Here is a 22,043-nt window from a genome sequence, read left to right as displayed (position 1 = left end):
TACTGGAGCACGCTGACAAGTTCAATCAGATGCTGGGCAAGCCGGGGCGACCCAGTTACAATGCCGCGTTTTTTCCGGCCTGTACCGCGCTTGTCGCTTGGAGTGAGCAATGAGTACCTCTGCTTTGTTTCGTCTTGGACTTATCATCAATCCTTATGCTGGCCTTGGTGGCGCAGTTGGCCTTAAAGGCAGCGACGGCGTTGCTGAGCAGGCGCTGGCGCTCGGCGCCGTGCCGATGGCGCAGCAGCGCGCACAGCAGGCGTTACTGGAGCTGCTGCCCTGGCAGGCGCAGATTGTGATCCGCACAGTCGCCGGCGCTATGGGCGAAGATATTGCCCGCAGTTTAGGTTTTACCACCGAAGTGATTTGTCAGGCTGCGCAGCAGCCCTCCACCGCAGCAGACAGTGAACACGCAGCCCAGCAACTGGCAGCAGCCGGCATTGATTTGTTGTTGTTTGCTGGCGGCGATGGCACCGCACGGAATATCTGCAGTGCTGTCGGTGAGCGCGTCACAGTGCTGGGTATTCCGGCCGGCTGTAAAATCCATTCCGGCGTGTATGCCATCACCCCAGCTGCGGCTGGCAAAGTGGTAGCTCAGATGGTACGCGGCGAGCTCATCTCTGTGCAGGAAGCACTGGTGATGGATATTGACGAAGTGGCGTTTCGCCAGGGCACAGTGCGGGCCAAACGTTACGGTGAGATGCAAATCCCGACGGCATTACGTTATGTGCAGAGTGTCAAGTCTGCCGGTAAAGAATCTGAAGTGCTGGTGCTGGACGACCTCGCCGCGTATTTTGTCAGCCAGATGGAAGATGATGTGCGTTATGTGATGGGCTCTGGCACGACAATCGCCGCCGTGATGCAGGAGTTGGGGCTGCCCAACACCTTGTTGGGCGTCGACGTCGTTGAAAACGGTGAGCTGATTGCCGCCGACGTCACGGCCGCCCAACTGCTTGACTTGGTACAGCAGCATCCTGCGCGGCTAGTGATCACGCTTATTGGCGGTCAGGGTCACATCTTTGGCCGCGGCAATCAACAGCTGTCACCTGCAGTGATCCGCGCCATCGGCCGCCATAACATTCATCTGCTGGCCACTAAAAGTAAAATTCAGGCTTTAAACGGACGGCCACTGATCAGTGACAGCGGCGACCCTGAGCTTGATCTTGAACTCAGTGGCATGCTGCGCATTTTATGTGGTTATAACGATTATGTGATGTACCGGCTGGGGGCCGAAGACTAATGCAACAAGCACAGGATTTTATCCGCCATTGCGCGGACTTTTTTGACAATGCAGTCGTCAGCGCCAGCGACGACGAATTATTCGCCCAAGGCTATTTAAGGGGGCATCTGGACCTCGCCGCCGGTCGGTTTTTGGTCGAAGAGCAACCCTTTACTGAGCAGCAGCTGATTGAGGCGGTTGACCAAAGCCTGACACTGGCGATCGCAGGCGGTGAACTGAATGACGCAGATGCTGCTTTGGTGCGGCAGATTTGGTCAGCGCTTGCAGCCGAAGGCAAGACAAGCCTGCTGGTTTAAGCTAGCATAACCATTTTTGGCAGCCCGCTGCCCGAACCCTGCGTACAGCGTCAGTGCACTGGCTGTGCGCCTCAACTAGAAGTGAACTTTATGTCGAATCTGACTACGTTAGAACAACACGCCAGTTATGGCATCGGCCTGCAAATGGGTCAACAACTGGCCGATAACCCGTTTGACGGTCTGGATATCGCTGCTGTTGCGGCAGGTCTGGCGGCGGCTTTTTACGGTGACGAGCCGGAAGTCAGTGAAGATCAAATCCGTGACGCATTTCAGGTGATCAGCGGCCGGATGCAGGAAGCTGAAGCTGCCAAAGCGCAGTTAGCCGCCGCGGCTGGTGACGCTTTCCTCGCTGAAAACGCGAAAAAGGCTGGGATCACAGTGACAGCATCAGGTCTGCAGTATGAAGTGTTAAACGCCGGCTCAGGCGCAAAACCAAGCCGTGCTGATAAAGTCCGCACACACTATCATGGCACGCTGATTGACGGGACTGTGTTTGACAGCTCGTACAATCGTGGTCAGCCAGCTGAGTTCCCGGTATCAGGTGTGATCGCCGGCTGGACTGAAGCACTGCAACTGATGCCGGTAGGCGCGAAATACCGTCTGTATATCCCGCACAATCTGGCCTATGGTGAGCGGGGCGCCGGTGGTGCTATCAAGCCATACAGCGCGTTGATTTTCGACGTAGAACTGCTGGATATCCTGTAAGATTTTTACGGGATATTTCGTCATAAAAAAACCGCCTGATGGCGGTTTTTTTATGTCCGGCTACTGTGTTTAGTCATACGGATTGTATTTGTGTTTTTTCAGCTGGCTGGCAATCACCACTAAACCAGCGATGAAAAACAGCGCAAAAGTGATCCGCATCCAGAATGGCATCGAATAGCCGAGGAAAGTCCACAGCACTTCGCCACACATGCCCGTGGGTTTAAATACTGCCGGTATCCATTCATGTAACGGTAACCAGGCCGGAAAATCCGGGAAAATGCCGCAGCTGGAAAAGCCACCGCTCTGGACCAATTGTTCTTCTAACACCTGATCATGGGCGATTTTTAAGCCCCAGCCACTGCTGACCAACCAGCCCATATAAGCCAGCCAACGTAACAATGCTTGCTGACAGCCAAAGGCGCCAACCAGACCACTCAATAAAATGCCGCAAATCGCAAAGCGCTGATATACACACATCATGCAAGGCGCCAGTCCCATGATGTATTGAAAATACAGGGCGGCGATAAGTAAAGCGCCAGCCAGTGCTGACATCAGTAGCCAGGGCCAGGCTTTAAAAGGCAAGCGTGAAACAGCGGCAAACATCTGATTTCCTTTATCAAGAAGGACTTATTTCCAGCGCACAATCTAAGCCAAATTACTTTTTTACACAACTACTGCCAACTGATGCTCAGCCGCAATTTTCCGCACATGGCTTGTTAACTGAATCGCGTCTGGTACAATCAGTGCCAAATTTACCATTCATTACAACTACAACGGACAAATCCGGATGACAAACCTGATCAAAGCTCAGAGCCCTGCAGGCTTCGCTGAAGAATATATCGTCGAATCGATTTGGAATGGCAAATTTGCGCCAGGGTCTATTTTACCTGCTGAGCGCGAGCTGTCTGAGCTGATTGGGGTTACCCGGACTACCTTGCGCGAAGTATTACAGCGCCTGGCCCGTGATGGCTGGTTGACCATTCAGCATGGCAAACCAACCCGCGTGAATAATTTCTGGGAAACTTCAGGTTTAAATATCCTCGAAACCCTGGCCCGTTTAGATGAAGAGCGCATGCCTGAACTGGTTGACGAACTGTTATCTGCCCGTACCAATATCAGTGCCATCTATATCCGTGGCGCTATTAAAAACCATCAGGCTGAAGCGGTCGCTGCATTCGCTGGTGCTGAACTGTTGGAAGACACACCAGAAGCATTCGCTGATTTTGACTACAACTTAAACCATGAACTGGCCCTGCATTCGGCGAACCGGATTTATGTATTGATCCTCAATGGTTTCCGTGGTCTGTACCGTAAAATCGCCACTTTTTATTTTTCACAGCCGGAATCCCGTGAGCTGGCGCGCCGTTATTACCACCAGTTAAAACTCTATGCAGAAGCCGGCAAACATGACGAAGTCGTGATGGCGGTGCGCAAATACGGTAAAGAGTCCGGTAAAGTCTGGTCGGAATTACGGCCGGATATCCCAAAAGATCTGGTTGAATAAACTTTGAACGCCGCTTAATCGCGGCGTTTTTTTTAGTTTTTTTCCTCTAAAGCCGCAGCCGGGCATCGATTCGCGTTTTGTGAAGCGCCGGCCAATAATGACTTGTCAGAGCAGACTGAACTTCATATCATTATAGAATATATGTTATTCCTTTTGGTTATAAATAGGCTGCATCATGTTTCAATCCCGCAATGATCGTTGTCCGGCGGAAGTGTATCTGGATAACAATGCCACCACGGCCGTATTGCCTTGCGCCGCTGCAGCGGTGTTGCACCATATGCAAACCTGTTTTGGCAATCCGAGCAGCAGCCACAGCACCGGCATTAAAGCCAAAGTTGAATTGGAGTTGACCCGTCAGCTGGCGCGCCAGGTCATTGGTGCCAGCCGGGGCCAAATCGTGTTCACTTCCGGCGCGACCGAAGGCATCCAGACATCGATTGTTTCGGCTTTGCTTGATGCGCGCAGCCGTGGTCAATCCGGCCCGCAAACCTTGTTGTTATATGGGGCAACCGAACACAAAGCGGTGCCAGAGAGCCTGAAACACTGGAATCAGGTATTGCAACTCGGTGCCACCGTCAAGGCGATCCCGGTAGACCAGCATGGCATTTTAAACGAACAGGCGCTGATCGAGCTGCTGCCACAAGCCGCACTGATTTGTACTATGGCCGCGAATAACGAAACTGGCGTGAAGCAAGATCTGGCCAGGCTGGAAACTTTGATCCGCAAGGTCAATCCAGCCGTGCGCTGGATGGTCGATTGTGTTCAGGCGCTTGGCAAAATGTCGCTGGATATCGCCAACAGCAGCATCGATTACGCACCGTTTAGCGGTCATAAGCTGTATGCCCCTAAAGGTATTGGTTTTTTGTATGTGCGCGCAGGCGCACCTTATCAGCCGTTTATCGCCGGTGGTGGCCAGGAAAGTGGTTTGCGCTCTGGCACGGAAAACTTACCTGGCATCGCGGCGCTGCATGCGATTTTCACCGAATTACTCAAACCGACCGGCTCAGTATTTCACAGCGTCGACACTTTATGGTCTTATCGCAGCCAGCTGCTGGCGGCATTGACGGAATTATTTCCACAGTTGGTGCTGAACAGTGACGCGCCTTTTATCGTGCCGACCACTATTAATTTTTCTGTGCCGGGGTTTCTCAGCAAAGATATTCTCGATTTGTTTGATGCCGGTAATATCCGTGTCAGTGCCGGTTCTGCCTGCAGTTCCAAAGCCAGCGGCAGCTTCGTGCTCGATGCGATGGGGCTGGAAGAATGGCGCAGTCAGGGCGCGGTGCGCTTGTCATTTGGCCCGGCAATGACCGCAGCTGAAATCGATGCCGCCTGCAAAGCCATCCGCCGGCTGGTGCCGGTGGTGCGCAACTGTTGCCTGGTATTAAATGACGCCCAAGACGCCGTGGCACCGCCACTGGCCGGCCTCACGCAGCTCAAATACGAAGATTTGTGCAGTTATCTGCTGGTCTGCCCACAAAGCCGCGAAGCGGTGGTGATTGACCCGGTCGAGCCACTGATGAACCGGCTGGTAAATCTGGTGCAGGGGCAGGGGTTGCAGCTGAAGGCCGTGCTGGAAACCCATCAGCATCAGGACCACCCGTCGGTGCGGGCTGATTTTCTCAATGCCTTGGGGATTCATCAGCCTTTAGCTGTGGATGGCAATGGCTGGCCGCTCGGTGCTACCCTGAAAGTCGGTACTTTCATGCTGCAGGCACTGACGACTCCGGGCCATAGCGCCGACAGTCGTAGTTTTCTGTTATATCGTGACCAGCAGCTGCTGGCGGCTTTTGTCGGGGATTTGTTATTGCCTGGCGGTTTTGGCCGGCTGGATTTAACCGGTTCTGACACCAAGGCTTTTGTGCACAGTCTGCAACAATTACAACAAGTGCTGAAGGCTGACACGCTGTTACTGAGCAGCCACGACTACGCGCAGCGGTTTTTCACGACCTGGCGCCTCGTGATGCAGGAAAACCCGGAAATTGCCGAAGTGCTGCAGGCCGGTCGTTTGTCGGCAAGCTGGCAAGACAAACTGGCGCAGCAAAGCCAGCAGTTGCAGCAACAGCAGCAATATCAGTGTGGCATCGTCGAAGTCAGTTATTCCGATGCCAAAGCGCTGATTGGTCCGGCTGACATCGCGGCGTTACTGAGCCAGTATCCACAGCTACAGATTGTCGATGTGCGCGAACCGCATGAACAAATTGCCGGTGAAATTGAACCGCTGTTGCCTCAGGATGCGAAAGTACAACATTGGCCTTTGTCACAGTTGGCCTGGGCGCTCTGCAGTGGCGCTATTGAACCGTCGCAACAATTATTGCTGGTCTGTCGTTCAGGTAATCGTAGTTTGTTGGCGGCGAAGATCTTAAACCGGCTCGGTTTTGAGCAAGTCTATAACCTCAAGGGCGGTGTGGCGTTGCTGAGTTAAGCTGCGTTTCCCTGATAAAAAACCAACCCCGCTACGGCGGGGTTGGTTTTTTCTGCTTTCTGAGCTTGCGTGAAGCTGCTGCCTTAATAAAAAAAGCGTTGCAACGGATTCAGCCAGCGCGTCAGACCTTCTTTAAACTGCAGCGGCGCACTTAATACCGACAAACATAGACAAGGCTCGTCGCTGATATTGCGTGGCTTGTGCGTATCGTCCGGTGAGTTAATGATCAAATCGCCCGGCACATAACGGCCATGCTCATCAACCATTTCACCAGATAACACCAACGTCATTTCCAGCCCCTGATGCGTATGCAGTGGCACATCCGTATGCTTGTCGATAAACAGTAAAGAAGCATGATGCGGTTCACCAGAGGGCAGACGGGCCGTAGCGATGCCACCCATACTCAGCCATTTACTGCGCTTGCCAGCGATACGACGCAGGCTGCGTGGCAGTTCAAACTGATAACCGCCGATACTCAGCTGGCTCTCCGGCAAGACTGCGGGTTTTGCCTGCGGCAGCAGTGGCGTCGCCATGATCTGATTCATCATTTCCAGCCAGTCGCCACTATGCACTTCGGTTGCATTTGTCGCCGGTGTGGCGGCAGCCAGCTCGGCACCCAAATCGGTTTCAATGTCATGGCGCAACTGCTGGCAATGTGGACAGTAGTCCAGGTGCGTGGCGATCAGTAATGCCACTTCTGCATTCAGGCTGCCATCGCAGTACAGTTCCAGCAAGCTGATGCTCGGGTGATGATTAACGCTCTGAGTCATCCAGCGCCTCTCTTAAACGGTCTAAAGCCAAACGGATCCGGGATTTGACGGTGCCCAGCGGAATGCCAAGTAATTCAGCAACTTCCTGATGAGACATCTCTTCCAGATATACTTTTTCCATCACCAGCCTTTGGGCAGGTGGTAAAGCAGCAAAATGCGGTGCCAGCTTTTCTGTAATAAGCCACAGCTCCCATTTTTGTGTCTGATGGTCTTCTGCTTCCGGGTAATCGCCGTCAGCCCACAAATCATCAGCGGAAATATCATCCTTGCGGCTTTGTTTTTTCCGCAGCATGTCAAAGCGCACGTTGCGGGCAATGGTAAAAATCCAGGTGGAGGCGCAGCCGCGGTTGGGGTCAAACAATGCCGCCTTTTGCCAGACATTCAGTAAAGTGTCCTGCACCATCTCCAGCGCTTGTTGTTCGTTGCCGAACATTTTGATGCCAAAAGCCCGTAGCCGTGGCGCGAAATAACCAAACAGCTCCTGATACGCCTGTTTGTCGCGACTCAGCGCAACCAGTGCCAGCGCCTGTTCCCACTGGCCTATGTCGCGGGTCTTCGCTTCAGTAGTTGTCAAAGCGTCAGTGCCTGTCAAATCATGCATTCCCTGTGTGGAAGGTTCGGGCCCATGATGCCGTGCTGTCATCACTAAATCCATCGTTGATGCATCCTAAAAACAGAGTCTGGTGGTTATACGCAGCCCTGACACTTCCGGTTCAACCAGACCGAAAAAATTTAATTCTAAAAAATAGAATGTTTGAAGCGTTTTTATGCGATATACGTTCTGATATTTGTTATTTATGCTGTGTTCATTGCTTCAAACCAAATCCAAACCTGCGAGGAATTCAGCGATGAAAAACGTTTTAGTGGTACAAAGCTCAGTCAGCGGCGAAAAAGGCCAGTCGAACCAGTTAATCGAACAGTTTATTGCCGCATTGCCGGCCGGTTTCGACCGCACTGACGTCGATTTAGTCAGCAAAAATTATCCGCACCTGGCGATGACCGAAATCGCCGCCTGGATGACACCGGCAGACAGCCGTAGCAGCGAGCAGGCTGCGCTGGCAGCTTTGTCTGATGATGCGATTGCACAGGTTGTGGCAGCTGATGTGATTTTGCTCGGCGTGCCGATGTACAATTTTGGTGTGCCAAGCCAACTGAAAGCCTGGTTTGACCGGTTAGCGCGTGCTGGTATCACGTTCAAATACACTGAACAAGGTCCGGTTGGTTTATTGGCGGATAAACCGGTGATTGTGTTTGCCACCCGTGGCGGCATTTATAAAGACTTACCAGCCGATTCGCAAACGCCGTTCCTGAAGAGCTTCCTGAACTTTATCGGTCTGAAAAATGTGCATTTTGTTTATGCTGAAGGTCTGAATATGGGACCAGACAGCGCCGCTTCAGCGCTCTCGGCGGCTGCAGCCCAGATCCAGAGCTTAACCGCAGATTTAGCAGCTTAAGCCAATACCAGGCGCCCGGAGCAGTTCTTCACCGCAACGGGCGCAGCAGCTGCATCGGGTCGTTGATCCCGGTCTTTGGCGATTACGCCGCAGAAGATTGAAATTAAGCTGGCTGCTTTGTATAACAACAGCTTCAGTTAACCCTTCAGTTCTATGCGGCGACCAACAATGAAAACAATCCGATATACCGCTGTCGCGCTGGCCCTCAGCGCTGTTCTGCTATCAGGCCCGGTTCTGGCAGCACGTGAAAATGCCAGTTACAACCTGCAAACCCAACAAATTCAAGGCCAGACCGGCCAGACCCTGATGACGATAGAACAAGCCATGGCGCATCCGGACTGGTTAGGACGTCAGCCAGAACTGGCTTATTGGTCGGCCGACAGCCAGTCAGTGATTTATCAGCGTAAACAAGCCGGCAATGAACTGCGGGACTGGCATCAGGTGCCGGTCAGTGGTGGCCAGAGCCCCGCCGCCGCAAGTGCAGTGGTTGCGCTGAATAATCTCGATGATATCGGCGCCGGTGAGCAGGTGTTCTCCAAAGACCGTCAGTTTGCCGGCTGGATTTTTGAAGGCAATGTGTTTATCAAAGCCTTAGCCAGCGGCAAAATCAGCCAGCTGACCCGCTCGAATGACAACCGGCAGGCGCTGCAGTTTTTGACTGACGGCCGCGTGGCCTGGCGTCAGGGCTGGGATTTTTACGCAGTAGATTTACAAAGTGGTCTGGTGAGCCAGGTTGCCAGTCTGAAACTGGACGATGCACCCAAAGCACCGGCTGTTCCGGAAGGGTATCTGGCACAGGAACAGCATAAACTTATTCAGTTTGTCGCACTTGAGCACAAAAACGCGCTGGATCTGCATCAGCAGCAGGAAGCGATCCGTAAAAACAACACTACTGTTGCAGTACAACCGGTTTATCTGGGTAAAGATAAACAAATTTCCGATGCGGCATTATCTCCGGACGGGCGCCGCCTGATTGCTGCCGTTGCCGCCAAAACGCGCTGGAATGACGAGCGCGATATCATGCCTAATTACATTACCGACAATGGCGATATCGCTGCCCAGCCGGTACGGCGCCGGGTACATGACCAAAAACCTGAGCCAGAGCAGTTTTTCCTGATTGATTTGGCCAAGGCTCAGGCGACTGAACTGAAACAAGAAGTCTTGTCTGGTTTTGACGAAGATGTGCTGGCGGCGGTTAAAGCCGAAAATGCTAAACGCGATGGCAAAACCTATAAATCAGAGAAAAAGGCCCGCGCCATTACGCTGATTAACGACTGGAGCTGGGACCAGTCGGCCATTCGCTGGAACGCCGACGGCAGCCAGGTGGCGCTGATGCTCAAGGCCTGGGATAACAAAGACCGCTGGCTGACCTCGGTTGACCTGAATAAAGCCAGTTTTGTTGAGCAGCACCGCCTGCACGACGATGCCTGGATTAACTACGACTTCAACAACTTCGGCTGGGCTTATGACAACCAGCTGTATTTCCTGTCCGAACAAAGCGGTTATTCGCATTTATACCTGAAACCATTAAAAGGCGAGGCGAAAAAGCTGACCAGCGGCAGTTTTGAGGTCAGTCAGCCGGTACTGAGTCGCGACGGCCGCACTGTATATTACCGTGCCAATGCGCAGCATCCTGGCATTTACAATGTGTTTAAAGTGGCGCTCGACAATGGTAAGTCACAGCCGCTGACGCAATTGACCGGCAATGTCAGCTTTAAACTCGCACCAGATGAAAGCAAACTGCTGGTGCGTTATTCCACCTCGTTACAGCCTGAAGAGCTGTACGTGATGGACAACCAGCCGAATGCTGCGTTAAAACGGCTGACTTACACAGTGTCGAACGAGCTGCAGCAAATGGCATTGCAGGCACCACAAGTCGTTGCCGTGCCGTCGAGCCATGGTAAAGCGCCGGTCTATGCCAAGTTGTATCTGCCAAAAGACTATAAACAAGGTGAAAAACGCCGCGCGGTGATTTTTAACCACGGTGCCGGTTATCTGCAAAACAGCGATTTGGGCTGGTCGAGTTATTTCCGCGAGTTCTTTTTCCACAACCTGCTGACACAAAAAGGTTATGTGGTGCTCGATATGGATTACCGGGCATCAAAAGGCTATGGCCGTGACTGGCGCACTGCCATTTACCGTCAGATGGGCACGCCTGAGATTGAAGATTTAGCCGACGGTGTGAACTGGCTGGTGGAAAACGCCCATGTTGACCGCAGCCGCATTGGCACTTATGGCGGCTCGTACGGTGGTTTTATGACCTTTATGGCGATGTTTAAACAGCCGGAGCTGTTTAAAGCGGGTTCCGCTCTGCGGCCGGTTGGCGACTGGGCTTATTACAATCACCCATACACGTCAAATATCCTGAACACGCCGGATGTGGATCCCATTGCTTATGAGCGCAGCTCGCCGATTTATTTCACTCAAGGCTTAAAAGGTCAGTTATTAATTAACTCGCCAATGGTTGATGATAACGTGTTCTTCCAGGATTCGGTCCGCGTGGTGCAGCGCCTGATTGAGCATGAAATCAATAGTTTTGAAACGGCGATTTTCCCGGTGGAACCGCATGGTTTCCGCCAGCCAAGCAGCTGGCTGGATGAATACCGCCGCATTGAAAAGTTGTTTGATCGGACGCTGTAAAGCATAAAAAACTAAGCCCTGCAGTGCAGGGCTTTTTTTTGCCTGAGAAAGAGACTGTCAGAGTTTTAACATCTGCTCATCACTGATTAGCGCAGGCAGCGTTGCAAGGCCAAAATCCGTAAGATCCGGCGGACAAAAAAACTCCAGACGTTCACCGCTATAGGGCTGGAAAAATGCCAGTTTGGTCGCGTGCAATAACAATCTCGGCGCGGCCTGCTGCTGCGCTGCGTTCGCGTAAATAGCATCCCCGAGAATTGGATGACCGAGGTGTAACAAATGCACGCGCAGCTGATGCGAGCGGCCGCTGATCGGCTTGAGTTGCAGCAGCGCTGAGTCTTTGTTGTGCCATAAAGTATGGTAATAGGTCATCGCAGCTTTGCCGCTATGAAAACAAACCTGATGACGCGGTGCGCTGCCAGCAGGCAGGTCTGGCACAGGCCCAAGCGGCACATCAATACAACCGGCAGCAGGCATTGGTACGCCGGCGACGCGGGCCAAATAAGTTTTGTCGATGCTGCGGCCAGCAAACTGTTGTTTCAGCGCCGCTTCGGCTTTTCGGCGCAGCGCAAAAACCATCAGGCCTGAGGTTGCCATATCCAGCCGGTGAATAAGATAAAGCTGGGGAAACTGCGCGGCCAGACGGGTCTGCACTGAGTCCTGTAGCTCTGGCGCGCGCCCTGGGTTACTTAATAACCCGGACGGTTTTTCCACCACCAGCACATCTTTGTCCTGAAAAAGGATTTTTGGCCAGAGCGCTCCGGGCGGCTGATACGAGATTGCAGTGCTCAAAGGCAAATTCCCCTGGCGAAAAAGAAACGGATTTTAGCGATTTTCTGGCGCAATGAAAGCGCCGGCCTTTATAATGCCGCGTTTTGCTGTGCTGTGGAATTTTGCATGACTGATTTGACTGACCTCGCGATACTGCCAGCCACGAATGAACCCTGGCAATTGCTGGCGCAGGACGAAGATTTACTGGTGGTGTATAAACCGGCGCAGTTATTGACGGTGCCGGGCCGCCATCCGCAAAACCACGATTGTCTGGTGAGCCGGGTGCAGCTTGAGTTTCCGACTGCGCAAGTGGTGCACCGGCTGGATTACGATACTTCGGGGATAGTGCTGTTGCCGCTGAACAAAAGAGCTTTGTCGCATCTGAGCAAACAGTTTCAGGCCCGCACAATCAAGAAGTATTATCAGGCACTGGTGACCGGTGAGATAGCGCTGCAAGGGGAAATTGACCTGCCTATTGCTGCTGATAGTGAGCACCGGCCTTTGTATAAAATCTGTCAACAGAGTGGCAAAGCCTCGCGCACTTTGTTTCAGCGCCTGCAATATGACGCGCAGCAAGACGTCAGCCGGGTGCTGTTAGAACCTGTGACGGGCCGGTCTCATCAGCTGCGGCTGCATTTGGCAAGCATCGGCCATCCAATTCTTGGGGATGTGTTTTACACACCGCAGGCCGTGCGTCAGGCGACAGCGCGTTTGTGCCTGCATGCCTGTCAAATCCGTTTCCAGCATCCGGCAACTGACACTGAGTGCCAGTTTGAACTCGCAGCTGCGTTTTAAGCTTGTTTCGGCGGATAAAACTGCTTAAAACTCAGCATCAGCACGAATAATGTCAGGCCGGTGATAGCGCCATACAGATGCGCGTCGACGGCCACATCCGCTTCAATCAACATCACTAAATCATTGCTGGCGCCTTGCCATTGTTCCCAGGTTACCTTCGCCGCAACCCCAGCCAGAATCAGCCAGCCACTGGACCAATGCCGGCGCACATCTTCACTGGCGCCGAAGACCAGCAGGGCGTGCAACCAGCCGGACAAACCGACATAAAGACCAATCGCCGGGCTCCAGAATAACAACGCAAGGCTAATCAGCATAAAGCCGGCAAACACTAAAAAGGCGAAAGCGCAGGAGCGGTAATAATTACCATGCAGCATGATAATGACCACGAGGCCAGCCAGATTCATCAGCAAATGCCAGCTGTTGGTATGTAGCAGGTGAGCACTCCACAGTCGCCACCATTCACCGGCCAAAATGGCCTGGCGGTCAAACTGCAGCCAAGGCGTGACGTCATCGTTAAAAACAGCAAAGACACACATCAGCAGTGCAAGAGCAACAGGAGCATAACAGGCCGAAAGCAGTGCAGAAAACTTCAAAATCAATCCCCGACGTAAAAACAGGCAGCAGTGTAACGCAATTGTGGCATTGGTTTTAACTGATTTGCGCACAATGCGCCAGTCTGCGGCCAATGACAAGAGCAAACTGGCGGCCGGCATTGCAGAAGGCGTTGCGAGTACGTTATGGTACTTTTTTTGTCTCTGAGTTGTATCCGCTTATGTCTTATTTTCATCGTGCCCGCGCGCTGATGTTTTTCAGCGTTATTGCCACAAGTATGCCTAGCTGGAATGCTGCGGCGCTGGCGGGCAGTCAGCAGGATCCGGAAGCCGCGACCGGCATAGTTCGTAAACAGCAGGTCAGCGCCAAAGAGTTTATGGTGGTATCGGCGAATCCTTATGCGACCGAGGCCGGTTATCAGATTTTAAAGCAAGGTGGCAGTGCCGTGGATGCGGCTATTGCGGTGCAACTGGTGTTAGGGTTGGTTGAACCGCAAAGTTCAGGTATTGGCGGCGGCTTGTTTATGCTGGCCTGGCAGGATAAAACCAAAACACTGCACACGCTGGATGGCCGCGAAACTGCACCGGCCGCTGCGACGCCGGACTGGTTTGTGCAAAACGGTAAACTGCTGAGCTGGCCACAGGCTTTTGTTGGTGGTAAAGCGGTGGGCACGCCTGGTGTGATCGCCGCACTGGCGCAATCGCACCAAAAATTTGGCAAGCTGGCATGGGCCGAGTTGTTTAAGCCGGCGATCGCTTTGGCTCAGCAAGGTTTTAAAGTGTCACCGCGGCTACATATGTTGCTGGCTGGCAGCCAACATCCTGGGTTAAAACAATTTAGCAGCAGCCGGGAGTATTTTTTCCCGGACGGTCAGCCACTGCCTGTGGGTTTTGTGCGGAAAAATCCGGCTTACGCGGCCTTATTGACGGCGGTAGCAGCAAAAGGCCCTGAGGCTTTTTATCAGGGCGAAAATGCCAAAGCGATTTTACAGGCGGTGAACCAGGCCAGTATTAATCCTGGCAAGATGACGCTCGAAGATATCGCTGGTTATCAACCGGTCTGGCGCGACCCGATCTGTGCGCCATATCGCGCCTTTAAAGTTTGTGGCATGGCGCCACCCAGTTCCGGCAGTATCGCGGTGCTGCAAATTCTTGGCATTCTGCATCAGTTTGACTTAAGCAAACTCAAGCCCGAGTCTGCCGCAGCTGTGCATCTAATCAGTCAGGCCAGCCGGCTGGCTTTTGCTGATCGGGAACGTTATGCCGCCGATCCGGCCTTTAGTCCGGTACCGGTAAAAGGCCTGCTGGCGGCCGATTACTTAAAACAGCGCGCAGCGCAGATTGATCTAAAAGCCGACAATCAGCAAATCACCGCCGGGGTGCCGGAAGGCGCCGTGCCGCTTGGTGAGGCGAAAGCGCCAGAATATGCCAACACCAGCCATTTGTCGGTGGTGGATAAAGAAGGCAATGCGGTCAGTATGACCACCAGTATCGAAAATGCCTTTGGTTCTGGTCTGATGGTCAATGGTTACCTGCTGAATAACCAGCTGACGGATTTTTCGCTGCAGGCGCGTGACAACGGCTTGTGGGTGGCCAACCGGGTCGAAGCTGGCAAAAGGCCACGCTCTTCGATGGCGCCTATGCTGGTGTTTAATCAGCAAGGGCAGCTGCAGATGATTGCCGGCTCGCCTGGCGGTAGCCGTATTATCAATTATGTCGCACAATCACTGATTGCGATGATTGACTGGCAGATGGGGCCGCAGCAAGCGGCAGATCTGGCAAAATTTACCCATCGCAATGATGTGCTGGCGATAGAAGAAGGTACACCGCTGGTGCATCTGAGCGGCCAGCTGCAGGAAATGGGCTATCAGGTGCGTACCGGTGAACTGAACAGTGGCCTGCATCTGATCAAAAGAGCCGGTGCAGAGTGGCAGGCCGGAGCAGATCCGCGTCGTGAAGGTTTGGCTAAAGGTCAATGATGTCCGACTGGTGTTGATGATAGGAACTTACTGATGACTGTGATGATTGCGCAGGCGGATGGTGTGATGACACTGACGCTGTCTCGTCTGGATAAAAAAAATGCGTTATCGGCGCAGATGTACCAACAACTCAGTCAGGCGCTGATTGAGGCTGCTGCCGATCCACAGTGTCGGGTGGTGTTGCTGACAGGGGGCCCGGATTGCTTCTGTGCCGGCAACGATTTAGCGGATTTTCTCGCCGGCGGTAGCCTGAATCATGAACATCCGACGGTACAATTTTTACATTTATTATCGCAGTTTGATAAGCCGCTGATTGCTGCCGTTGCAGGTCTTGCGATCGGCATTGGTACCACAGCGTTATTACATTGTGATTTGGTCTATGCCACCGCGTCAGCCCGCTTTCAGATGCCGTTTACCAGTTTGGGGTTATGCCCGGAGGCCGCTTCCAGCCTGTTATTGCCCCGTTTAGTTGGCTATCAGCGTGCCGCGCAGTATTTATTGCTCGGTGAAGCCTTTGATGGCGGGCAAGCGTACCAAATGGGGCTGGTGAATGAAGTGGTCGCGGCGGCGGATTTATTGGCGCTGGCCCGACAAAAAGCATTGCAGCTGGCTGCTTTACCAGCCACGGCCGTGCAACAATCAAAACGCCTGCTGAAACAACCGATGCAACAACAGGTTCAGCATGTGCTCCATCAGGAGCTGGCAGAATTTGAACAGTTGCTGCACAGTGATGAATGTAAAACAGCGCTCAAACGGTTTTTTCAGCGCTGAGACATCTGGTTTAGATACCGGTTCTGGCGAAAGGGTCGTCTTTGATCACGGCGACCAGCCACTTACCCTTATGTTTTTCCATTTTGACCATCCGCATATGGACGACTTTAGCGTCGTCTTTCATGCCGGTAAAAATCAGCATCACGTCGGCCCGGTCGGTATAAAATTCGCGGACGTTTTTGTTGGTGTCTTCGATAGTAATTTCAACTTTATCAAAGCTCATATTCAGCAATGTCCTGCCAACCGCTTTACCGGTTGCATAACCATCCAGCACCCGGCGTAGTGACGGCATCGCGTGGCGTTTGGCTTCTTTGATATCGTTATTCACCAGAATAGCTTCGAAAAAATCAACTGCGGTCAACTCAGGTGAGTCTGTCGCTGTTGCGGCAGAGCCCGCAACAGCCTGCATTGCCGGTTCTGAACTGGCTGCCGGAGCGGCCGGAGTGGAGTCACCGCAGGCACTAAGCAACGTCAGCGCCGCCATACTGCTAAAAAAACACCAATGCTTTTTGTTCACTTCGCTACTACCTTTTGCTGCCGGAACCAGCAGTCTTTTGCTGCAAGTCCCTGCAGTGTGCTGCGCTGTGCTTTTGCTGTAAAGCAAAAAAGGCTGCACTAGTGCTAATAGTGCAGCCTTTTTATTCTGAAAGCATTAAGCTCAGGCTTGCAGCTCGGCTTCAGTAAACACATCGGCGAACAGCGCGCTGGACAGATAACGTTCAGCGGAAGATGGCAGGATCACTACAATGTTTTTGCCGGCAAATTCCGGCAACTCCGCCAGACGTTTGGCCGCAACCACTGCGGCACCTGACGAAATGCCTGCCAGAATACCTTCTTCTTTCATCAAACGATGTGCCATCGCGATGGCATCGTCATTGCTGACTGTTTCCACGCGGTCGAGTAATTCCAAATCGAGATTACCCGGAATAAAACCAGCGCCAATGCCCTGGATTTTGTGCGGGCCTGGTTTGATTTCTTCGCCGGCCAGTTTCTGGCTGATCACCGGTGAATCGGCCGGTTCTACCGCGACGCTAATCAGCGGGTGTTTTTTCTCCAGTTTGATGTAACGGCTCACCCCAGTGATAGTACCGCCGGTGCCGACGCCGGCAACGAATACATCTATGTTGCCGTCGGTGTCGTTCCAAATCTCCGGGCCTGTGGTATCAAAGTGAATTTGTGGGTTAGCCGGGTTTTCAAACTGTTGTAATAACAGGTATTTGTCAGGATTGGACGCCTGAATCTCTTTAGCTTTTTCAATGGCACCTTTCATGCCTTTGGCGCCTTCAGTCAGCACCAGGTTGGCACCTAAGGCTTTGAGCAGTTTACGGCGCTCTAAGCTCATGGTCGCAGGCATGGTCAAAGTCAGCGGGTAACCGCGGCTTGCCGCCACAAACGCCAGCGCGATACCGGTGTTACCGGAGGTTGGTTCAATCAGTTCTTTGCCCGGGCCTAACAAACCTTTTTTCTCGGCATCCCAAATCAGCGCAGCGCCTAAGCGACACTTCACACTGAAACTAGGGTTACGGGATTCGATTTTGGCGTAGACGTTGCCACCGGTGACGCGTTTTAATTTGACCAGCGGTGTGCGGCCGATTGACAATGAGTTGTCTTCATAAATGTTTGCCATACAGAGCTCCAGACAGACAAAGAATTTGGCCCAGCATAACCGCTGGTATGAAAAACGAAAGTAGCGTTTTGATATAAGTTATATGACTTAATGTTATAAGCGTTTGACGCGAATTTGAGGCATCCATGCGTTTTCAAAGTAATGACTCTTATATAGTCACACCCGAATTGGCGCTCGCGGTTAACGCCGCAGTCACTTTACAAAAACCTTTATTAATCAAAGGCGAGCCAGGCACCGGTAAAACTGAGCTGGCCAAAGCGCTGGCTGCGGCGCTGGGCACCGACCTGCTGCAATGGCATATCAAATCAACCACCAAGGCGCAGCAGGGCTTGTATGAGTATGATGCCGTATCGCGCTTACGCGACAGCCAGCTCGGTGATGCACGGGTACATGACATCGCCAATTACATCAAACCCGGTAAGTTATGGCAGGCCTTTACGGCCACTAAGCGCCCGGTATTGCTGATTGATGAAATCGATAAGGCCGATATCGAATTTCCGAATGACTTGTTACACGAACTGGACCAGATGGCTTTTGACGTCTATGAAACCGGTCAGACGGTGCGCGCAGCCCAGCGTCCGGTGGTGATTATTACCTCCAATAACGAAAAAGAGCTGCCGGATGCGTTTTTGCGCCGCTGTTTTTTCCATTACATCCGCTTCCCCGATGCCGACGCACTTGAGCGGATTGTTGATGTGCATTTACCCGGTTTGTCCAAGCAACTGCTGAGCGAAGCGCTGCAGAGCTTTTTTGGCCTGCGCGAATTGCCGGCGCTAAAGAAAAAACCGTCGACTTCTGAGCTGATTGACTGGCTACGGCTATTGCTGGCTGAACAAGTGACGCCGGAGCAGCTGAAGCAAAGCCGGGAAACCGGCGGCTTAATGCCGTTATTTGGCGCTTTGCTGAAAAACGAGCAAGACGTGGCTTTGGTCGAAAAACTGCTGTTTATGGCCAAAAGGGCACGCTGATGTTCAGTGGCTTTTTTCTGACGGTACGCCGTCATGGCGTCAAAGTCAGTATCACTGAGTATCTCGATTTGTTGCGCGCAGTGCAGCAACAGCTGGTCTTTGCTGATCTGGAACAGTTTTATCAGCTGGCGCGACTGTGCTGGGTCAAAAACGAAACCGATTATGACAAATTCGACCGCGCTTGCAGCGAGTACTTCGACGGCGTTGAGCAGCTGGATTTAATCAGCGCTATTCCGGACGACTGGTTAACACCAGGTTTGCTGCGTCAGCTCTCAGATGAAGACAAAGAGGCGCTTAAAAGTCTCGGTGGTCTGGAGGCTTTGCTCAAGGCTTTTCGCGAGCGGCTGGAAGAACAACAAGGTCGTCACGCCGGCGGCAATAAATGGATTGGCACCGGCGGCAGCTCACCTTTTGGCGCTTATGGTTTTCACCCGGAGGGCATTCGTGTCGGGCAGCAGGGCAGCGGTGCGCGCCGGGCAGTCAAAGTCTGGGACCAGCGGCAGTTTCAGAGCCTGTCCAGTGATGAAGTGCTGAATAACCGCAGTCTGCAGCTGGCGCTGCGGCAATTACGCCGTTTCGCCAGAAGTGGCGCGCAGAGTGAGCTGGATTTAAACGACACCATCAGCGCGACCTCCAAACAAGGCGGGCTGCTTGATTTACGTTACCAGCGTGAGCGGCACAATGCGGTGAAGCTGTTGCTGCTGTTTGATATCGGTGGTTCGATGGATGATTACATTCACGAATGCCGGCAGCTATTTAATGCGGTGCGCGCCGAATTTAAGCATCTGGAATTCTTTTATTTCCATAATTGTGTTTATGAAACGCTGTGGCGCGATGAAAAGCGCCGGCCGCAGGATGCAATCGCCACCACGCAGGTTCTGCATACCTATGGTCATGATTACAAACTGATTTTTGTCGGTGATGCGACTATGGGGCCTTATGAAATCAGTTATCCGGGCGGTAGCGTCGAGCACTTTAATGCCGAGGCTGGCGAGGTCTGGCTACAACGTTTGCTGGCGCAGTTCCCGCAAGCGGTCTGGCTGAATCCACAGCCGCAGGACTGGTGGTCGCATTATGGCTCCATCGCCCAAATAAACAAGCTGTGTTCCGGCCGGATGTTTGAACTGACGCTGGACGGTTTAGCCAATGCTATCAATCAGTTAAAGCTCAAATACTGAAACCATTGCTGCAGCTGCAATGGATTGTTAGTATCGGGTGAATTCTTTGCTGACTGAGCCTGCTCCAATGCGTGAAAATAAATACGAACTACCGGCAACGCCGCTGCCACAGGGTGAGACCGGCGCACCACTGACGCGGCAGGAGCGACGAGAAATTGTCACGCCTTATGCCTTTGAAGTCTGCCCGAATCTGCTCGGTGTACCCACTGCGCATCCACTGCGCCGCGCTATTGCGATGGGTATCGACGGCATCATCATCTCAGGCCTTGCCAAGGCCAGTTTGTTGCTGATTTTACCCGTGATGACTTATCTCATCTGGTTCCGGCTGCAGGCGAAAAAATTTAATCATGTCATTGTGTTATTGCTGGTCACGGCGTTTTTGGCCGCCTCGGCCACCTGGATGCCGGAGCTGATTGTCGAAAAGGACTCAGCGCAAGAGGTCGGTGAAACCGCATTAAATGCTGATGAGGCTATGGTGCTTGCTGCAACAGCACTGAAAATTCAGGCGCAGAGCTGCGAGCTCGGTTGTATGAAAAAAGAGCTGGAAAAAACGGCCAGAATGTTGCGAAAAGCCGGCGTCAATAAAGTTGCGGCGGTCGAGATGATGGATAGTCTGGTGCAGGGCTCTGATTTCCCGGCAGAGCAGTGGCCGCTTTATCGCGACGCCCTGATAACAGATTTTCCTGCAGTTGCACCACCGAAGCCAGTTGAAGCAAAACCAGCGCAGCCAGCGCCGCAAGATTTACCCTGGTATCTGCCCGATGAAAACACCCACAGTGTGGTGGCCTGGGTCAAGGGTATTTTTGCCGACTTAGGTATTGGTGTGGGTTGGGCGGTGTTTTATTTTACCGCCACTATCGCCTGGTGCCATGGCCAGACTATTGGTAAAAAACTGATGCGGATCAAAGTGATCCAGCTCGACGGCAAAGAGCTGAATTTGTTTGCTGCCTTTAGCCGTCAGGGCGGTTATGGCGCAGGTCTCGCGACAGGTTTACTCGGGTTTATGCAGATTTTGTGGGACCCCAACCGCCAGGCGATCCAGGACAAAGTCGCCTCTACAGTCGTGATCCGGCTCGGCCGGGAAAAACGGCCGCTGACGCATTAAGGTCGCTCATACACGAAGCATGCTCAGCAGCAGGCAGTCGCCACAGGCTACTGCCTTTGTGTCTGCAGCTGAGTTATACTGCAATTTTTCTAACCCATCCGACCAGATCCAATCCGACTGATCCGGCGTAGTGGAGCTCCTCATGAAATCAATTCTGATCACCGGGTCCGGTGTATTTACGCCCGAGGCAACCGTCACGAATGAAGAACTGGTCGCCAGTTTTAATCAGTATGTTGACTTATTTAATGCCGAAAATGCCGAAGCCATTGCCGCAGGCGAAGTCACAGCCCTCGAATATTCCAGCTGCGAGTTTATTGAAAAAGCTTCAGGCATCAAGTCGCGTCATGTGCTGTACAAAGATGGCATTCTGGACCCACAAGTGATGCAGCCGGTATTCCGCCGCCGTGGCGAAGACGAATTGCCGGAAATGGTTGAAATGGCCTTAGCCGCCGCCAAAGAAGCCATTGCCCAGGCCGGTAAAACGCCAGATCAGATTGATTTAATTATTTGTGCCGCATCGAACTTACAACGGCCTTACCCGGCGTTATCGATTGAGCTGCAGCAGCAATTAGGCGCTAAGGGCTATGCCTTTGATATGAATGTCGCCTGTTCCAGCGCGACTTTTGCTATCAGCAATGCGGTCAATGCCATTCGTGGTGGCACTGCCTCTGTGGTGCTGGTGGTCAATCCTGAATTTGCCTCGCCGCAGGTGAATTACACCAGCCGCGACAGTCATTTTATTTTCGGCGATGTTTGTAGCGCGACCATCATTGAAGCCGCTGATACCGCGACTGCCGACAACAGTTTTGAGATTGTCGGCATGCGGTTAAAAACCGAATTCTCCAACAATATCCGCTGTGACGTCAGTTATGTCGAACACTGCTACCCGGACGCAGAGCCGTTGGTACCGTTTTTCCGCCAGCAGGGCCGTAAAGTGTTTAAAGAGTTGCTGCCGTTGGTGGCTGAAGTGATTGAAGGCGAAATGGCGGCCTGTGGTCTGACTGCCGCGGATCTGAAACGGCTGTGGCTGCACCAGGCCAATATCAATATGAACATCTTTGCGGTACGCAAAATTCTCGGCCGGGAGCCTGAGCCAGGTGAAGCTCCGCTGGTGTTGGATACTTATGCCAATACCGCATCTGCCGGTTCTATTATTGCGTTCCATCAAAATAAACAAGGGCTGGCGCTTCATGACCACGCCGTGTTGTGCTCTTTTGGTGCCGGTTATTCAATTGGTTGCCTGATGCTCAAACGCGCGCGTTAAGCG

General features: G+C 52.7%; 21 protein-coding genes. 14 read left to right on the top strand and 7 right to left on the bottom strand.

The features are described 5' to 3' along the window. The first annotated feature begins 109 nt into the window (after positions 1 to 109). The 3 genes from ABNT34_RS13515 (at position 110) to ABNT34_RS13505 (ending at position 2,241) form a co-directional block, all read left to right on the top strand. Positions 110 to 1,240: an ATP-NAD kinase family protein gene (locus ABNT34_RS13515; RefSeq protein WP_348732477.1), complete on the top strand. Its 1,131-nt coding sequence runs from the start codon at positions 110 to 112 to the stop codon at positions 1,238 to 1,240. Further along, on the top strand, positions 1,240 to 1,536 hold the full coding sequence (locus tag ABNT34_RS13510) for a YfcL family protein (RefSeq protein ID WP_348732476.1): 297 nt from the start codon (positions 1,240 to 1,242) through the stop codon (positions 1,534 to 1,536). The genes ABNT34_RS13515 and ABNT34_RS13510 overlap by 1 nt, the downstream gene beginning before the upstream one ends. A 90-nt stretch (positions 1,537 to 1,626) precedes the next feature. Next, positions 1,627 to 2,241 (top strand): FKBP-type peptidyl-prolyl cis-trans isomerase, encoded by a 615-nt coding sequence (locus ABNT34_RS13505; protein ID WP_348732475.1) that lies wholly within the window; start codon positions 1,627 to 1,629, stop codon positions 2,239 to 2,241. Positions 2,242 to 2,310: 69 nt separating this feature from the next. On the opposite strand, the gene dsbB is transcribed toward ABNT34_RS13505, so the two are convergent. After that, positions 2,311 to 2,844 carry a disulfide bond formation protein DsbB gene (gene dsbB, locus ABNT34_RS13500; protein WP_348732473.1) on the bottom strand — a complete coding sequence of 178 codons (534 nt, stop codon included), beginning with the start codon at positions 2,842 to 2,844 and terminating at the stop codon, positions 2,311 to 2,313. A 184-nt stretch (positions 2,845 to 3,028) separates the two neighbouring features. Here dsbB and fadR point away from each other — a divergent pair, with 184 nt between their 5' ends. Both fadR and ABNT34_RS13490 read left to right on the top strand, forming a co-directional pair. After that, positions 3,029 to 3,745 carry a fatty acid metabolism transcriptional regulator FadR gene (gene fadR / locus ABNT34_RS13495; protein WP_348732471.1) on the top strand — a complete coding sequence of 239 codons (717 nt, stop codon included), beginning with the start codon at positions 3,029 to 3,031 and terminating at the stop codon, positions 3,743 to 3,745. A gap of 175 nt (positions 3,746 to 3,920) precedes the next feature. Next, positions 3,921 to 6,170: an aminotransferase class V-fold PLP-dependent enzyme gene (locus ABNT34_RS13490; protein WP_348732469.1), complete on the top strand. Its 2,250-nt coding sequence runs from the start codon at positions 3,921 to 3,923 to the stop codon at positions 6,168 to 6,170. Between the two features lie 83 nt (positions 6,171 to 6,253). On the opposite strand, the gene ABNT34_RS13485 is transcribed toward ABNT34_RS13490, so the two are convergent. Both ABNT34_RS13485 and ABNT34_RS13480 read right to left on the bottom strand, forming a co-directional pair. Further along, the gene (locus ABNT34_RS13485; protein ID WP_348732467.1) at positions 6,254 to 6,940 is read right to left on the bottom strand and encodes a ChrR family anti-sigma-E factor; all 687 of its coding nucleotides are present in this window, start codon (positions 6,938 to 6,940) and stop codon (positions 6,254 to 6,256) included. Beyond that, on the bottom strand, positions 6,924 to 7,514 hold the full coding sequence (locus tag ABNT34_RS13480) for a sigma-70 family RNA polymerase sigma factor (protein ID WP_348732465.1): 591 nt from the start codon (positions 7,512 to 7,514) through the stop codon (positions 6,924 to 6,926). Before ABNT34_RS13480 ends, ABNT34_RS13485 begins: the two co-directional genes overlap by 17 nt. A 274-nt stretch (positions 7,515 to 7,788) precedes the next feature. Between ABNT34_RS13480 and ABNT34_RS13475 the strand changes: the two genes are divergently transcribed. Continuing rightward, positions 7,789 to 8,394 carry an NAD(P)H-dependent oxidoreductase gene (locus ABNT34_RS13475; RefSeq protein WP_348732463.1) on the top strand — a complete coding sequence of 202 codons (606 nt, stop codon included), beginning with the start codon at positions 7,789 to 7,791 and terminating at the stop codon, positions 8,392 to 8,394. A 168-nt stretch (positions 8,395 to 8,562) separates the two neighbouring features. Beyond that, positions 8,563 to 11,034 (top strand): prolyl oligopeptidase family serine peptidase, encoded by a 2,472-nt coding sequence (locus ABNT34_RS13470; protein WP_348732461.1) that lies wholly within the window; start codon positions 8,563 to 8,565, stop codon positions 11,032 to 11,034. A gap of 57 nt (positions 11,035 to 11,091) precedes the next feature. On the opposite strand, the gene ABNT34_RS13465 is transcribed toward ABNT34_RS13470, so the two are convergent. After that, complete coding sequence (locus ABNT34_RS13465) at positions 11,092 to 11,823, bottom strand: pseudouridine synthase (RefSeq protein ID WP_348732459.1); 732 nt, start codon at positions 11,821 to 11,823, stop codon at positions 11,092 to 11,094. Between the two features lie 105 nt (positions 11,824 to 11,928). Here ABNT34_RS13465 and ABNT34_RS13460 point away from each other — a divergent pair, with 105 nt between their 5' ends. Then, entirely contained in the window at positions 11,929 to 12,597 is a 669-nt protein-coding gene (locus ABNT34_RS13460) for an RluA family pseudouridine synthase (RefSeq protein ID WP_348732458.1), read from the top strand. On the opposite strand, the gene rrtA is transcribed toward ABNT34_RS13460, so the two are convergent. After that, on the bottom strand, positions 12,594 to 13,133 hold the full coding sequence (gene rrtA / locus ABNT34_RS13455; protein WP_348732456.1) for a rhombosortase: 540 nt from the start codon (positions 13,131 to 13,133) through the stop codon (positions 12,594 to 12,596). The two genes, ABNT34_RS13460 and rrtA, sit on opposite strands and share 4 nt — an antisense overlap. A 236-nt stretch (positions 13,134 to 13,369) precedes the next feature. On the opposite strand from rrtA, the gene ggt reads away from it, so the two are divergent. Beyond that, entirely contained in the window at positions 13,370 to 15,127 is a 1,758-nt protein-coding gene (gene ggt, locus ABNT34_RS13450) for a gamma-glutamyltransferase (RefSeq protein ID WP_348732454.1), read from the top strand. Between the two features lie 33 nt (positions 15,128 to 15,160). Beyond that, complete coding sequence (locus ABNT34_RS13445) at positions 15,161 to 15,898, top strand: enoyl-CoA hydratase (RefSeq protein ID WP_348732452.1); 738 nt, start codon at positions 15,161 to 15,163, stop codon at positions 15,896 to 15,898. Positions 15,899 to 15,908: 10 nt separating this feature from the next. Here the strand turns inward: ABNT34_RS13445 and ABNT34_RS13440 are convergent, their stop codons facing one another. After that, a complete protein-coding gene (locus tag ABNT34_RS13440; RefSeq protein WP_348732450.1) occupies positions 15,909 to 16,415 on the bottom strand; it encodes a hypothetical protein in 507 nt (168 codons plus the stop codon). A 141-nt stretch (positions 16,416 to 16,556) separates the two neighbouring features. Further along, complete coding sequence (cysK, locus tag ABNT34_RS13435) at positions 16,557 to 17,525, bottom strand: cysteine synthase A (RefSeq protein WP_348732448.1); 969 nt, start codon at positions 17,523 to 17,525, stop codon at positions 16,557 to 16,559. Between the two features lie 125 nt (positions 17,526 to 17,650). Here cysK and ABNT34_RS13430 point away from each other — a divergent pair, with 125 nt between their 5' ends. The 4 genes from ABNT34_RS13430 (at position 17,651) to ABNT34_RS13415 (ending at position 22,040) form a co-directional block, all read left to right on the top strand. Continuing rightward, positions 17,651 to 18,493, top strand: coding sequence for a MoxR family ATPase (locus tag ABNT34_RS13430; RefSeq protein WP_348732446.1), 843 nt, complete (start codon positions 17,651 to 17,653; stop codon positions 18,491 to 18,493). Next, positions 18,493 to 19,671, top strand: a complete 1,179-nt coding sequence (locus ABNT34_RS13425) for a VWA domain-containing protein (protein ID WP_348732444.1) — start codon at positions 18,493 to 18,495, stop codon at positions 19,669 to 19,671. Before ABNT34_RS13430 ends, ABNT34_RS13425 begins: the two co-directional genes overlap by 1 nt. A 67-nt stretch (positions 19,672 to 19,738) precedes the next feature. Further along, the gene (locus tag ABNT34_RS13420; RefSeq protein WP_348732442.1) at positions 19,739 to 20,776 is read left to right on the top strand and encodes an RDD family protein; all 1,038 of its coding nucleotides are present in this window, start codon (positions 19,739 to 19,741) and stop codon (positions 20,774 to 20,776) included. Between the two features lie 142 nt (positions 20,777 to 20,918). Further along, positions 20,919 to 22,040, top strand: coding sequence for a beta-ketoacyl-ACP synthase III (locus tag ABNT34_RS13415; protein WP_348732440.1), 1,122 nt, complete (start codon positions 20,919 to 20,921; stop codon positions 22,038 to 22,040). Positions 22,041 to 22,043: the final 3 nt, after the last annotated feature.

The organism is Rheinheimera texasensis, from assembly GCF_964031785.1.
GTDB classification, from domain to species: domain Bacteria; phylum Pseudomonadota; class Gammaproteobacteria; order Enterobacterales; family Alteromonadaceae; genus Pararheinheimera; species Pararheinheimera texasensis_A.
Note: the sequence above shows the minus strand (reverse complement) of the source record. Positions and strands in the feature narration are given on the sequence as shown.